Annotated in this window: 14 protein-coding genes; 3 read left to right on the top strand and 11 right to left on the bottom strand. The window is 28.1% G+C overall.

Annotated features, from left to right (window positions below):
* The first annotated feature begins 238 nt into the window (after positions 1-238).
* Together ruvB and E6A48_RS06465 are read left to right on the top strand one after the other, a co-directional pair.
* Positions 239-1,273 (top strand): Holliday junction branch migration DNA helicase RuvB, encoded by a 1,035-nt coding sequence (gene ruvB / locus E6A48_RS06470; protein WP_013243805.1) that lies wholly within the window; start codon positions 239-241, stop codon positions 1,271-1,273.
* A gap of 71 nt (positions 1,274-1,344) precedes the next feature.
* Entirely contained in the window at positions 1,345-2,403 is a 1,059-nt protein-coding gene (locus E6A48_RS06465) for a M23 family metallopeptidase (RefSeq protein ID WP_407928830.1), read from the top strand.
* Positions 2,404-2,477: 74 nt separating this feature from the next.
* Here the strand turns inward: E6A48_RS06465 and E6A48_RS06460 are convergent, their stop codons facing one another.
* The 11 genes from E6A48_RS06460 to deoC (E6A48_RS06410) all read right to left on the bottom strand — a co-directional run bounded on the left by E6A48_RS06460 (position 2,478) and on the right by deoC (E6A48_RS06410) (position 13,893).
* Positions 2,478-3,902, bottom strand: coding sequence for a sodium:solute symporter family protein (locus E6A48_RS06460; RefSeq protein WP_219709228.1), 1,425 nt, complete (start codon positions 3,900-3,902; stop codon positions 2,478-2,480).
* A gap of 104 nt (positions 3,903-4,006) precedes the next feature.
* The gene (locus E6A48_RS06455; RefSeq protein ID WP_219709227.1) at positions 4,007-4,798 is read right to left on the bottom strand and encodes a prohibitin family protein; all 792 of its coding nucleotides are present in this window, start codon (positions 4,796-4,798) and stop codon (positions 4,007-4,009) included.
* 191 nt (positions 4,799-4,989) lie between these two features.
* Positions 4,990-6,501 carry a xylulokinase gene (xylB, locus tag E6A48_RS06450; protein ID WP_219709226.1) on the bottom strand — a complete coding sequence of 504 codons (1,512 nt, stop codon included), beginning with the start codon at positions 6,499-6,501 and terminating at the stop codon, positions 4,990-4,992.
* 46 nt (positions 6,502-6,547) lie between these two features.
* Entirely contained in the window at positions 6,548-7,237 is a 690-nt protein-coding gene (gene deoC, locus E6A48_RS06445; RefSeq protein ID WP_219709225.1) for a deoxyribose-phosphate aldolase, read from the bottom strand.
* Between the two features lie 11 nt (positions 7,238-7,248).
* Positions 7,249-8,184 (bottom strand): ribokinase, encoded by a 936-nt coding sequence (rbsK, locus tag E6A48_RS06440; RefSeq protein ID WP_014933768.1) that lies wholly within the window; start codon positions 8,182-8,184, stop codon positions 7,249-7,251.
* A gap of 17 nt (positions 8,185-8,201) precedes the next feature.
* Positions 8,202-8,720 (bottom strand): D-ribose pyranase, encoded by a 519-nt coding sequence (rbsD, locus tag E6A48_RS06435; protein ID WP_219709224.1) that lies wholly within the window; start codon positions 8,718-8,720, stop codon positions 8,202-8,204.
* A gap of 26 nt (positions 8,721-8,746) precedes the next feature.
* Positions 8,747-9,712 (bottom strand): ABC transporter permease, encoded by a 966-nt coding sequence (locus tag E6A48_RS06430; RefSeq protein WP_219709223.1) that lies wholly within the window; start codon positions 9,710-9,712, stop codon positions 8,747-8,749.
* A gap of 18 nt (positions 9,713-9,730) precedes the next feature.
* The gene (locus E6A48_RS06425; RefSeq protein ID WP_219709222.1) at positions 9,731-11,221 is read right to left on the bottom strand and encodes a sugar ABC transporter ATP-binding protein; all 1,491 of its coding nucleotides are present in this window, start codon (positions 11,219-11,221) and stop codon (positions 9,731-9,733) included.
* 22 nt (positions 11,222-11,243) lie between these two features.
* The gene (locus E6A48_RS06420; protein ID WP_219709221.1) at positions 11,244-12,209 is read right to left on the bottom strand and encodes an aldo/keto reductase; all 966 of its coding nucleotides are present in this window, start codon (positions 12,207-12,209) and stop codon (positions 11,244-11,246) included.
* Between the two features lie 21 nt (positions 12,210-12,230).
* Positions 12,231-13,226, bottom strand: coding sequence for an ABC transporter substrate-binding protein (locus E6A48_RS06415; protein ID WP_014933773.1), 996 nt, complete (start codon positions 13,224-13,226; stop codon positions 12,231-12,233).
* A gap of 16 nt (positions 13,227-13,242) precedes the next feature.
* Positions 13,243-13,893, bottom strand: a complete 651-nt coding sequence (gene deoC, locus E6A48_RS06410; protein WP_014933774.1) for a deoxyribose-phosphate aldolase — start codon at positions 13,891-13,893, stop codon at positions 13,243-13,245.
* Positions 13,894-14,112: 219 nt separating this feature from the next.
* Between deoC (E6A48_RS06410) and E6A48_RS06405 the strand changes: the two genes are divergently transcribed.
* Positions 14,113-14,883 (top strand): DeoR/GlpR family DNA-binding transcription regulator, encoded by a 771-nt coding sequence (locus E6A48_RS06405; protein ID WP_014933775.1) that lies wholly within the window; start codon positions 14,113-14,115, stop codon positions 14,881-14,883.
* The last annotated feature ends 33 nt before the right edge of the window (positions 14,884-14,916 follow it).

The raw sequence follows: 14,916 nt of genomic DNA, 5'->3' as shown, positions 1-14,916 counted from the left end.
TTAGATATAGCAGAGAATCTTAAACTTAGAGAAATTGCAGATATTCTAAAAAAAGCTCAAAGAAATGGAAAGTAAATTTTTATAATAGAGTACTTAAAAAACTAATATATAATTTAATAAAACTACATTTATAATTTTTTACATAAAAAATAATAATATTTATATAAAAAATAAATTTGTTATTAATCATTTTTTATAATATAATATATGCACAATTAAATAATATGGATTTTAAATATTGGATAAAGAAAGTATAACTAACTCCAATGAAAACTCTTATGATGTTAATAATTCTTCTATAAGACCAAAAGGATTCAATGATTTTATAGGGCAAGAAAATATAAAATCTAAATTAAAAGTTTTTATAGATAGTGCTAAAAAAAGAGATGTTTCTTTGGATCATATATTATTTTACGGACCTCCTGGTTTAGGCAAAACTACCCTAGCTCAAATAATAGCAGAAGAATTAGGAAGCAATATCAAAGCAACTTCTGCCCCTGTAATAGAACGTCCAGGTGATTTAGCATCTATACTAACAACATTAGGCGAAAAAGATATATTATTTATAGATGAAATACATAGACTTAGAACTGTTGTTGAAGAAGTACTTTATTCGGCAATGGAAGATTTTTTTGTTGATATAAAGGTAGGAGAAGGAACAAGTGCTAAAAGCTTTAGAGTAAAACTTCCAAAGTTCACTCTAATAGGAGCTACAACAAGAAGCGGACTATTAAGCACTCCTTTATATGATAGATTTGGAATAGTAGAGCGACTTGAGTTTTATACAAACGAAGATTTAGCAGATATAGTAAAAAGAAGCTCAAAGTTTCTTAATATCGATATAACAGACTCAGCTGCAATTTCTATAGCATCAAGGTCTAGAGGAACACCTAGAATAGTTAATAGATTACTTAGAAGAGTGTTTGACTTTGCTACGGTTTCTGATGTTTTAAAAATAGATGAAAAATTTGCATCCGAATCTTTAGAGAAGTTGGGTGTTGATAAAAATGGCTTTGAAGCCCTTGACAAACAGTACCTAGATACTATAATAAAAAATTATAATGGAGGACCTGTTGGTGTAGATACTATATCTGTTTCATTATCTGAGCAGATAGAAACTATAGAAGATGTAATAGAACCATATTTAATACAATCTGGTTTTATTAAGAGAACACCAAAAGGAAGAGTTGCTACAATAAAAGCGTATAGCTATTTAAATATTAATGTAAAAAATAACGATAATTATAAAGAGAATACTTTATTTGATTTATAAACTGGAGGTCTATTATTCAAACGCGAGATACTTTTGAGACAAAATCTAATATCAAATTAGACGAATATTATATACAAGAAACATCTAAAGATAAAAGTAAAGTAGCTAATAAATTTGTAAATAATTTTAAATCTAATAATAAAAAACAAGCTGCGAAATATCCAAAATATTATAATAAAAAAACAACATACAAAAAAAATCATAATAAGCTTTATCATTTAAAAATATCTATTTCTAAAATATATGATTCAACTTTGCCTATAAGAAATTTCTTCAATAAAATAATATCAGCTATCATAAAAAAAGGTAATCATGAAAGAAGCATATTAATATTTTATAATAATGAAGAAAAAGGCTTAAGCTTACCTATTAATAATTTTATGATACTATTTTTTGTATTAATTTTTGCATCTTTAATCTATACAGGTTTTGATGCATATTATAAACAAAAAGAAGCAAGAGATTTTTATAATACATTATCAGCTACAGAGGCTAAAACTTATAGTTTAATTACAGAATACAAAGATTCACTTAACAGATATTCGAAATCTTTAAAAGACTATAATGATACTATAAAAAATATTTCTTATTTGATAGATTATAATAACAACTCTTCTTTTAATAATAATAGCAACAATGATAATGATATAAATAAAACTTTAAATGAAATAGATAGATATCAAAAAAATATTTTAACATTTATGGACGTATCTTCTATAATACATAAAGAAATACCAGTAGGCTGGCCGGTTGCAGGCGGCGGAAGAATATCAAGCGGATTTGGTGCTAGACTTTCTCCTTTTACACAGGAAAAAAGTTATCACTATGGTGTTGATATTGCAGGTCCTTATGGCACTCCTATACTAGCAGCAGCTGACGGTAAAGTTGTTTTTGCAGGTTGGAAAAATGGTTATGGTTGGTTTGTACTTATAGAGCATGCTAATGGATACCAAACAGGTTATGGTCATAATTCAGAGCTTTTGGTACATGGCGGTCAGCAAGTAAAAAGAGGACAAAAAATTGCTATGATTGGAAATACTGGAAGAACAACTGGTATACACTGCCATTTTGAAGTGAGAATAGCAGGCGACCATAAAAACCCTATGCCTTATTTGAATGCAAGATTTTAAAATATATAATTATTAAAAATAATTAAGAGGAATATATTTTTGAATATACTCCTCTTTTTTTATTGTTTAATTATTTAATTGTTTGCATCTGGTTTAGGCTGTATTATAGAAGAGAGAATTAAAAATACTATTAAACTAGCAACAATGCCAGGTATTATAGGGTCTACTCCAAATAGATTAATATTTTTATTGTATTGGAAGAATATTGTAACAACACTTCCAGCTATCAATGAACCCATACTAGCTACTGCTGATAATTTTTTCTTAGTATAGTTTCCAAATAAATATGGTATAAATACTCCGGCAGCACGTAAACTAAATGAAAACATAAGTATAGTTATTAAATTAGCAGCCCTAAAAGCTATAAACATAGATATAAGTCCAACTACAACCATACAAACTCTTCCCAAGAAAAGAAGCTGTTTATCTGTAGCATTTTTATTTATGTATTTTTTATATATATCATTTGTAGCTATTACAGAAACTGCAAGCATATCAGAGTCAGCTGATGACATAGTAGCTGATATTAAAGCAGAAAATAATAATCCAACTATAACAGGAGGCATTGTGTGAATTGCAAGCACTGGTAAAATATATCTGCTTCCCTCAGAGGTTAATAATTCTGAAGTGAGAAGACCATCTTTTACAACACTAGAAGCAATCAGACCCAAAAAAGCAGGAAATAAAGAGTATAATATACAAACTAACCCACCCATTAAAGAACCTATCATAAGTGATTTAGAATCTCTTGCAGAAAAAAATCTCTGACTAATTTCAGGACCAACAGAATATGAAGCTATATACATTATAGTAAGTGATATTATAGTAGGCCAACCCATACCAGCAGTAAGTGATTTTTGTGCAGGTGTGAGATTAGAAATTACATGTTCAAAACCTCCAGCATAATTCAAAGCAAAAGGTATAGCAACCAAACTTCCAATAAATACTAATGAACCTTGTATTAAATCAGTAAAAGCAACTCCCCAAAGTCCGCCCATAGAAGAATACGCTGTAACTACAACTGTAACTATTACAACAGATACTTTATAATTCCAACCTGTCATAACAGTTAAAATACTTGCAGAAGCTATAATCTGAGCAGCAGTAATACCTATCATAGGAAGCCCCATAATAATAGAAGTAACTAATGCATTTGCTTTACCGTATCTATTATAAAAATACTCAGATACAGTAGTAACCATAGCATTTCTAAATCTCTGAGCCAAAAAAGCAAGTACTAAATATGCAAAAGATGCCGTAATTACATACCAAACAGCAGAAAATCCCCATTTACCGAAAGCTTGTTCTGCCAAACCAAGTGAAGTACCACCTCCAATATTTGTAGCAGCCAAAGTTCCTGCCAAAAGTATTGGTCCTAAATTCCTACCCGCCAAAGCAAAATCATTACTATTACTAATCTTTTTACTAGAATATACACCTATAAAAAGCATAGCTACTAGGTATACTATCACTATTACTATAACAATAGCTTGTCCCATATAAAACTCCAAAAAATTATTATAAAATTATTATATAATAATTTTTTAGAAAAATACATAAATTTTACAAAAAAAGTAAGATTTTTTATATTAAATTGTAAAAATTATTTTACTTGTATCATAGGAGTAACACCAGAACCAGAAACTTGAGGCATTTTACCGTCCCATTTCTCTATATACATTCTCTGTATTAAAAGAGGTGTTAAAGATTCTTGCATTATTCTATTAGCTTCAGCTATACCCTTAGCTTTAGTAATTTCAGCCTCTGCCTCATATTTAACTTTTTCTAAATCATTTTGGGCAGTAAGAGCATTTTGAGAAGCTATTAATTTTCTCTCTATTGCTTGGTCAAACTCATCAGAAAAATCATGCTCTATAATAGAACAAGCTGCAACTGTAATACCGTAATTCTCAAAATCTGCCATAACCTCTTTTAAAAGTTCTCCAGCCATTTCATTTCTTTTTGTAATAAACTCTTCTATTGTATATCTTGCAGAAACAGCATTAAGACTCTCTGATATTCTTGGATTAACTAATTTATTCTTATAATCTGTACCAAATTTTTTATATAATTCTAAAGCATCACCAGTTATAGAATATTGAACATTCAAAGTCATTGATATAGTTTGCATATCCTTAGAAGATACAGCATAAGTCTTTTCAACAGTTTGCTCTCTTACTTCCATAGGTTTAATGCTATCTATAAAAGGTATTCTAAAATGAAGTCCAGGCTCTTCTTCCGATATAGCCTTACCTAATCTGCTTCTTATACCAACCTCACCTGTTGATACTATTGTAACGCTAGAAAAAATTAAAAAACCTACTATTAAAACAATAGGAAGCAGTATAAAAAGAATAGAATGTAATTTGTTAGTATTAATATTAATAATTCTCATAAACCTTAATCTCCTAAAAACATTTTATATATACTAAAATATAAAGTATATTTTTGCAATAGCATAATATAAAACATAACCTATTGTTTTTCATTATTATAAAATGGCTTTCTTTTAATTAATAAGTATAATTTATTTTTATTAAATAAAATATTATAATTTTAAAATCAACAAAAATAATCTAATACAAATTAAATACTAGAAAATATCTTTATTAAAGAATTATAAGAATCATCAAAAATTGTTCTTAATTTAGAATATATTTTATTATTTTCAATATTAGGCTTATAAACCGATTTTATTTCTAAAAATTTATTTATAACATCAAAGTCTTTATAAACACCAACACCAACACCAGCAGTTACTGCCGCCCCCATAGATGAAGCTTCTTCTAAATAGTTTGGTTTTAAAATATCAACACCATAAATATCAGACATTATACTAAGCCAAATATTAGTTCTAGCTCCTCCTCCTATTACAACAATCTCTTTTATGTTTTGATTATTTGATTGAAAAATATCTAATACTATAGCAAGATTCATAATAACGCCTTCTAATACGCTTCTAACTAAATCTTTTCTGTCATTTTCCATTTTTAATCCTATAAACACACCTTTAGCATCTGGATTCCATCTTGGACTTCGCTCCCCTATCAAATATGGTAAAAATATTATTCCATTGCTTCCAGGTTTAGAAGATTCTATTTCTTTTTCTAGTATATCATATATATTTATATTTTTTTCTTTCAATAACTGATTTTCATTTTTAAATAAAGAATCTACAACCCAAGAATATGCTCCGCCCCCACATTGCATAGTACCTGTAGGCAATACAAATCCTGGAACTATATGTGCCCAATTAAATGTTCTCATATCAGAATCATATATCGGTTCTTTACTAGTAATTGATATCCAAGAAGATGTACCCATACTACTATGAGCTATTCCTTCTTTTATACATCCTGTACCAACAGCAGAACAAACACCATCTCCGCCACCTAATACAACCGGAGTATCTTTACAAAGTCCTGTTTCTTTAGATGCTTTTTCGGTTACACAGCCAATAATATCTGTAGATTTATATAAATCAGGAAGTTTTTCATAATCTATTTGCATAACATCTATAAGTTTTTCAGACCAATTAAGTTTATTCAAATCAAATAAACAAGTTGAAGAAGCATCTGTATATTCTGTTCCAAATTTATCTGTCAATTTAAGTATTATATAGTCTTTTGCATTTAGAATTTTAAATGTATTTTTATATGTGTCTAATTCATTATTTTTTATCCACATAAATTTTTGACCGCCATAAGATGGACTTATCCTATGACCAGTTATATGATAAAAATCTAACTCACTTATATTCTCTCTTATATGCTTTTCTTCTTTTGATGCCCTCATATCAGACCAAATAATAGCATTTCGTATACAATTTCCATTTTTATCCACACATACACAACCCATCATCTGCCCGCTAAATGATACAGCAATAACATCTTTTGCATTAATTCCTTGCAATAATGACTTAGTAGATACACATACAGCATTCCACCACTCATTAGGATCTTGCTCTGCCCAATTTTTATTAGAATATATTACATTATAATTTACAGTTAAACTTTTTACTAAAACCCCATCTACATCATATAACACAGCTTTATTTCCAGATGTTCCTAAGTCATGTGATAATATATACTTGCTCATATTTTTTCCTAAAAATATAATATAAATCTACAGCTGAAAAATCTAATTATTTACTTGCTTCTAAAAACTCATTAAGAATTTTTATGCTATTACTAGTACCAATACGCTCAGCACCTGCATCTATCATTTGTTTACATACTTCCCAAGAACTTATACCACCAGATGCTTTTACTTTTACATCATTACCAACTACATCTTTCATAAGCTTTACATCTTCAACTAAAGCACCTGATGTTCCAAAGCCAGTGCTTGTTTTAATGAAATTGGGTTTTACTTCTTTTGCAATGCTAGCTACTTTTTTTATTTCATCTTTAGTTAAATAACAATTTTCGAATATTACTTTAGAAATTAAATTTAATTTATTACTTGTTTCTACTATTTTTTCCATTTCTAATTTAATATAATCATAATTATTATTCTTTAACTCCCCTATATTAATAACATAATCTATTTCATCAGCCCCGTCTTTAGCTGCTTGTTCTATTTCAAATATTTTATCTTCTAGAGTCGTTTGTCCTAAAGGAAAAGATATTGCAGCCCCTACATGCACATCAGAATTTTTAACTAAACTCTTACATAATTTTACAGGATATGAATTAATTGCTACCATAGCAAAATTATACTGCACAGCCTCTGAACATAATTTTTTAAAATCTTCAATACTAGCAAAAGCTTTTAAAAATGTATGATCAAACATTCTACATAATTCTTCTTTAGTAATATTGCTGCTATTCATAAGTAAACTCCTTAATTTCTATTTGATTTATTTTTTAACAATTTATCTACTTCATCTCTGTAAGGCATAGAAGGTGCTGTTCCAAGTTTTGTAGTTGAAAGAGCTGCAACTGCAGTGGCAAATTCCACAGCATCAAATAAATCCATCTTTTCAGATAATGCTGTAACAAGACCACCTGTAAAAGCATCTCCTGCTCCTGTAGTATCTATTGTTTCTACATCTATTGAAGGCACAAATTTTTCTTTAGTTCCATCATTTACATAAGAACCATTTTTTCCTAAAGTTATTATAACTTTTTGAACTCCCTTTTTGAAAAATACTTTAGCTGCCTCTCTTGCACTATCTATATCTTTCACCTCTACATTTGTTAATATAGAAGCCTCTATTTCATTTGGAGTAACTATTGTAACTTTTCTTAATACTTCATCTGATATCATTTTAGCAGGTGCGGTATTAAGTACTATTGTCTTATTGTTCTTATAAGCAATATCTATAGCTTTTTCTATGCTATCCAAATTTAATTCTAATTGTGTTAAAAATATATCACATGACTCTATTTCTGGTCTTAATAATTCTAAGTCATCATCTGTTATATGTTCACAAGCACCAGCAGCCACAACTATAGAATTCTGTGAAGTATTTTTATCTACCATTATTAAAGCAATGCCTGTGAAATTATTATCATCTCTAATAATATATTTTGGATCAAAACCCTCTTTATTAAAACTTTCTATAGCTACCTTTGATAATAAATCATTACCTATCTTAGTCATTAATGTTATATTACCTCCGGTTCTTTTAGAAGCAGTTGATTGATTTGCTCCTTTACCTCCAGGTCCCATTTTAAAATAATCTGTAGCTACAGTTTCGCCAGGTATAGGCAGATGTTCTGATCTGCAAGTTAAATCTACTACAAAACTTCCAAGACATGTTATTTTAGATCCCATAATATACTCTCCAATAATTAAATATCTCTTTTAAAATCTTTTTTAATAAACATATCATCTTTGCCAGATTCTTTAATTTGTTTGAAACGTTTGTGATAAAAATCAGTAATTACTGTAGTTTCATCTTCAAACCATAAATAAGGATCTGTTCCTGATACAAGAATAATATTGCCCCAAGGTGAATATTCACCAGTATGAATGAAACATTTTATATTGTTAGAATATTTTTCTACTAACTCTGTATGCAATACTTCTTCTTTATCAGCATCTGGAAATATATTCAAAACTTTTTTATGTAAAGAAGGATTATTAGTTCTTAATTCTTTAGCATATATGATTTTTTCAGAAACCATTTCACTGTCTATAAGTTTTAATATCAATTCTATTGTTGGAACCCCTTTAGTAATAGCTAAATCTATAATTCTAGCATTATTAGGTGTTGGAAAACCAACGTCTGTTATCATTATATGATGACCATGTCTAAGCTCTGATATTAAAGTAACTAATTCTTTGTTTAAAATACCATTTCTTTTCATTATATATACCTCACTTTTTTATTAATTTAAGATTTTTTTAATTTTCTTAATTGATCAACATAAACAGATATTACAATTAAGAATCCTATAACCATTTCAAGTATAAATGGATCAATACCCAATAAATTTCCACCATTTCTTAACATTTGCATAATGAATGCACCTAATATTGTTCCTATAGCACTTCCTTCTGCACCTGTTAATGACGCTCCGCCTATAACACTAGAAGCTATAGCATCAAGCTCATAAGATAATCCTGCAGTTGGTATTCCTGCTCCAAGTCTTGATACTAATAATATTCCAGCTATACCAGAGAATAAACCTGATATTGTATATGCTAAATAAATATGTGTTCTTATATTAATACCGCTTAATCTTGCAACTTCCCTGCTGCTTCCTAAAGCATAAATATTTCTACCTGCTACTGTGTGATTTAAAAATATATAAGTAAATATAATTAGTATAAACCATATCAAAAATAGAAATGGTATTCCTAATATATTCATTTGAGATATATTAGTTAATGAATCAGGAACATTATTTATCATTCTTCCGCCTGTAATAAATTTTACAAAACCTCTTAATATCGTCATAGTTCCCATAGTTGCTATAAAAGGCGGTATTTTAGCATCATGAACTAATATACCATTGAATATTCCTATTATTGTACTTAATAATATAGATATTAATACAGCTAAAAGTACTGGCATTTCATGCAAAACAGTTAATTGAGAAACTAGTACTCCTGAATATGCTACAATCGCCCCAACAGACAAATCTATACCTGCTGTTATAATAACAATAGTCATACCAAGTGCTATTATACCATTTATTGAAGTTTGTCTAAGTAAGTTGTTGAAGTTTGTGTAAGTTCCAAAAGAATTTGGTCTTAATATTAATAATACTATAGACATTACTATTATTATTAATATTAAAGTTCCTATGGTACCTATATTGGATAATCTTTTTTTAGTTTTATCAATATTATTCATTAGTATTTTCTCCTAAAATTATTTTAATCCTGATGCTAATGCCATTATTTTTTCTTCACTAAAATCTTTCTTTTCTAAAATTCCCATATTAACACCTTCATGCATTACCATAATCCTATCAGAAAGCCCCATAATCTCTGGTAAATATGATGATATTAAAATAATAGAAACTCCAGACTTAGTTAAACTCTCAAATAATTTATATATTTCTGCCCTAGCTCCTACATCCACACCTATAGTAGGTTCATCTGCTACAATTATTTTTGATCCTGTTAGCAGCCATTTTGCTATTACTACTTTTTGCTGATTTCCACCACTTAAGTCATTTACACTTTGATTGATACTAGATATTTTTATATGCAATTTATCAACATATTCATTTGTATTCGATACCATTTTTTTAGAATTAATAACCCCAAATCTACTAATTTTATTATATGAAGGTAAATTAACATTGTCTTTAATTGATAAATTTAAAGCTAAAGATTGATTTTTTCTGTCTTCAGCAATATATCCCATATTATGCTTTATAGCTTCTTTTGGATTTCTAAAAGTTATATCTTGTCCATTAAGCTTTATAAAACCAGATTTAAATTTATCAGCTCCAAATATCATACGCATAGTTTCTGTACGACCCGCACCTATTAACCCGAACATTCCTAATATTTCACTTTTATTTAAAGAAAAAGAAATATTTTTTATTTTATTATCCGAAGAACATAAATCTTTTATTTCCAAAACAACTTCATCACTAGCATTGCTATCAATATTATACATATCTTCAAAAGATCTACCCACCATTAATTTTACTAATTGATTCTCATCTGTTTCTTTAGTATTAACAGTATCTATATATTTTCCATCTTTTAATACAGTAACCCTATCTGATATTTGAAAAATCTCTTCCATTCTATGAGAAACATATATAATACCATGACCTGATTTTTTTAAATGTTCTATTATATTAAATATTTGAATCTTTTCATCATTAGTTAATAAAGCTGTAGGTTCATCAAATATAATAATTTTTGCATTTTGATAAATGGATTTAGCAATAGCTACCATTTGCTGACCTGCAATAGTTAACTTTGATAATTTTTCTCTTGGATTTAATTCTATATTTAATTTTTTTAAATGATTAGCACTTTCCTCGTAAACTTTATTCCAATTTATCTGTCCCAATTTATTTTTAGGCAAATTTCCTAAGAAGAAATTTTCACCTATAGATAATTCTTTAGCCAAAAAAACATCTTGATATACAGCAGAAATACCATTTTTTTTAGCATCATTTGGAGATTGTATGTTTATGTTTTTACCATCAATGAATATCTCTCCAGAATCTTTAGTATATGCTCCCATTAAAATCTTTATCAATGTAGATTTACCAGCTCCATTCTCCCCCATCAAAGCAAGACATTCTCCAGAACATAAAGACAAATTAACATTATCTAAAGCTTTTGTAAATCCAAAAGTTTTTGATATATTTTTCATTAATAATAGTTGTTCCACAGTTTATAACTCCAAATTATTTTTAATCCTCTATAATTTTATTAATAAAATTAAATTCTTCTTCACCTATGGCATTTGTTTCTAAAGCTTTTGTATTTGCCAGAACTTGCTTATCAGATTTTGCACCGCTTATTATTGAAGTAATAGATTTTTGATATTTTAACCAACCATAAGAAAGTTCTAATAATTTTATTCCTAATTCATTAGAATAATTTTTAAGTTTTTCTACTTTATCTAAATAAAATTTATTAGTAATATTAGGATTACTATTTCTCACATCATTTGAATTTATTTTCTTGATATCAAAATTATCTGTTAATAATCCTTGCATTAGAGGACTATAAGGAAATACCGCTATACCATTTTTTTCACAAAACGGCAATATCTCACTTTTCATTTTATATCCAAGATTTATATTATGATAACTATCACTATCTTGTTCTAATACATTATACAGACCTTGAAAAGAAACAATTTTTTTATTATCAACAAATTTTTCAAGGTCTGATAAATAAAAATTACTCAACCCTATATATTTTATTTTATGACTATCTATAATAATCTGCATAGTATCTAGAACCTGTTCTAATTTAACTTTTGGATCAGGCCAGTGTAATTGGTATATATCAATATAATCTACATTAAGTCTTTTTAAAGTATTATCTATCTCATTTAAAATTGACTCTTTAGTTAAATTATTACTAATCTTTAATTCATCATCCCATATCAAACCACATTTACTAGCTATTATTATTTTATCCCTGTTTCCTTTTATAGCCTCGCCAAGAACCTTCTCTGAACTTCCAAATCCATAAACAGGTGCAGTATCAAAAAAATTCACCCCAGCTTCTATAGCAGTTTTTATAGCTTTTATTGATTCAGCATTTGATGAATTAGTCCAATTACTATGATCCCCTAAAGACCAACAGCCAAATCCTAACAAAGAAAATTTTAAATCAGGTATTCTATCTACTATGCGATATATCATAAAAACTCTCCTAAATTAAAATTAATATTCATTTCTCAATTTTGGATCTAATATTGCTTTCATTTTTTCTTCTGTCATATTTTCTTTTGTAACTACAAATACTCCAGGGTTAAAATATTCAGGAACTTCTTCACCGTTTAATGTAGCCATAAGAAACTCAACACCTTTATATCCTAAAGCCCAAGGATCTTGAACTATTAAAGCATTTAAAACACCATCTTCTAATGCTTGTATCTCCTCAGGGTCTGAATCGTAAGCAACAGCAAATATTTGACCTTGTTTTCCTGTTTCTCTTAAAGCACGAGCTATTCCATCTGCACTGTGATTGTTAGCACCGTAAAATGCTACTAAATCATTTTGAGACAAAATTAAATCTTGAGAAATATTTAAAGATTTTGCTATATCATTATCACAATATCTTGGATCTAATATTGTCATTTCTGGTGCTATAACTTTCATTCTATCTCTAAAACCTTGAATTCTTTTCTCAATAACTTCAAATACATCTGGAGCAATTATAGCTATACTTCCTTTTAATGGTTTATTTTGTGCTTTCATATGTGCTACTAAAGCATCAGCCACAGCCTCACCACCAACCAAGTTATCAGTAGCTATATGAGCATTTACCTCAGTATTAATACTGTTATCAGCAGTTACAACTGGTATATTAAGCGATTTAGCATCATTTACAGCAGCTACTATAGAATCAGCATTAGGAGGAGCTACTAAAATACCATCTGGCTGCTGAGAAACAACATTTTCCAAAATAGAAACTAATTCAGCTATATGAGCTTCAGTTGGAGGTCCGTAAATACTTATTTCCACTTTATCTGGATTCTGTTCCATATACTTTTTAGCTCCCTCTGCCATTGATTGCCAAAACTCTGAGTCAGTTGCTTTTAAAATAACAGCAATTTTTTTTGCATTAGGGTTAGATGATGAACTACTAGCATCTTTATTTCCAGAACAAGAAACTATTAAAGATACTAATAATAAAGAAAATAAAAGTTTTTTCATAATTATACTCCTTTTTTTATTTTATTTCTTTTATTATATTGACAGCATTACTTGTACCGATTCTGTTAGCACCAGCTTCAATCATTGCCTTAACATCAGATAATGTTTTTATACCGCCTGCAGCTTTTACCCCCATATCACCACCAACAATATTTCTCATAAGTCTTACATCTTCAACCTTAGCACCATAAGTTGAAAAACCTGTACTAGTCTTTACAAAATCAGCCTTTAATTCTTTTGATATCTCACAAGATATTTTCTTTTCTTCTTCTGTTAATAAACAAGCTTCTATTATAACTTTTAATATTTTATCTTTTGAAGCTTCCCTAACTTTTAAAATATCCTCTTTAAAACTATCTAAACTTTTACTTTTTAATAAACCTATATTAATTACCATATCTATTTCATCAGCACCGTTTTCTATAGCATTACGAGTTTCCATATATTTCATTTCAGTAGTTGCCGCTCCCAATGGAAAACCTATTACTGTACATACTTTAACGCCGCTATTATTTAGTATATTCTTAGAGTATTTTATCCAAGTTGGATTTATACATACAGAACAAAAACTATATTTTAATGCATCTTCACATAAAATTTTAATGTCATTTTCAGAAGCATCTGGTCTTAATATAGTGCTATCAATTAATTGTGATATATTATTCATTATTAATCCTTTTTATTGTTTCTTACATTTATAAGTATAGTAATTTTATTTTTTGTTGTCAAATTTTTTATGAAAAATAATAAATAAAAATAACAAATAGAAATAATAAACAATAATAAATAATAATAAACAATAATTTACAATATTTTTATTATATAGCTATCTTTTTTAAATAAAAAATATATAATATTAATTAATCTTTTATTAAGGAGTACTAATTTGGAATCAGATGACATATTATTTGCTGAAGAGAGAAAAGATAAAATAAAAGAATACATCAATAATAAGAACAAGGCTACTGTAAATGAATTGAGCGATTATTTTAAAGTATCTATAGCCACAATAAGAAATGATCTAAAAGATTTAGAAATGCTGGGAGTATTAACAAGAACTCATGGAGGAGCTATAAAAAAAGCAAAATCATCACAAGAATTAATGCTGGAATTAAGAAACGATAATATAATAGCTAAAAAAAATATAGCTAACAAAGCGTTAAATTTTATAGATGACGGAGATACTTTAATATTAGATTCGGGAACAACAATACATGAACTTGCAAAATTGCTAGGTTCAAAAAAAGACCTTACCATTATAACTAATGATATGACTTGTGCAACTATAGTTGAACCCTATGGCTTTAACATAGTAATGCTTGGAGGAATAGTAGATAATAACTTTCATTGGACTATTGGAGAATATACATGCAAAATGCTTAAAGATTTTAGTGCAGATAAACTATTTCTTTCAGCTGGCGGTTTTTCTGTAGATAAGGGTATATCAATAGGAACTTTATATTTAGCACATATAAAAGAATTGATGATAAAATGTTCTGCACAAACTATATTATTAGCAGACAGATCTAAATTTGAAAAATACAGATTGATTAAATTTGCAGATTTTAGCGATATTGATATATTTATTACAGATTTTTTTGACCAAAATATAAAAAATATATTAGAAGATAATGGAGGAGAAGTAATAGTTGTATAATGATATTTATAAAAATATTTTACTATACAGATA

The organism is Brachyspira pilosicoli, from assembly GCF_019402445.1.
Taxonomy (GTDB): Bacteria; Spirochaetota; Brachyspiria; order Brachyspirales; family Brachyspiraceae; genus Brachyspira; species Brachyspira pilosicoli_B.
Note: the sequence above shows the minus strand (reverse complement) of the source record. Positions and strands in the feature narration are given on the sequence as shown.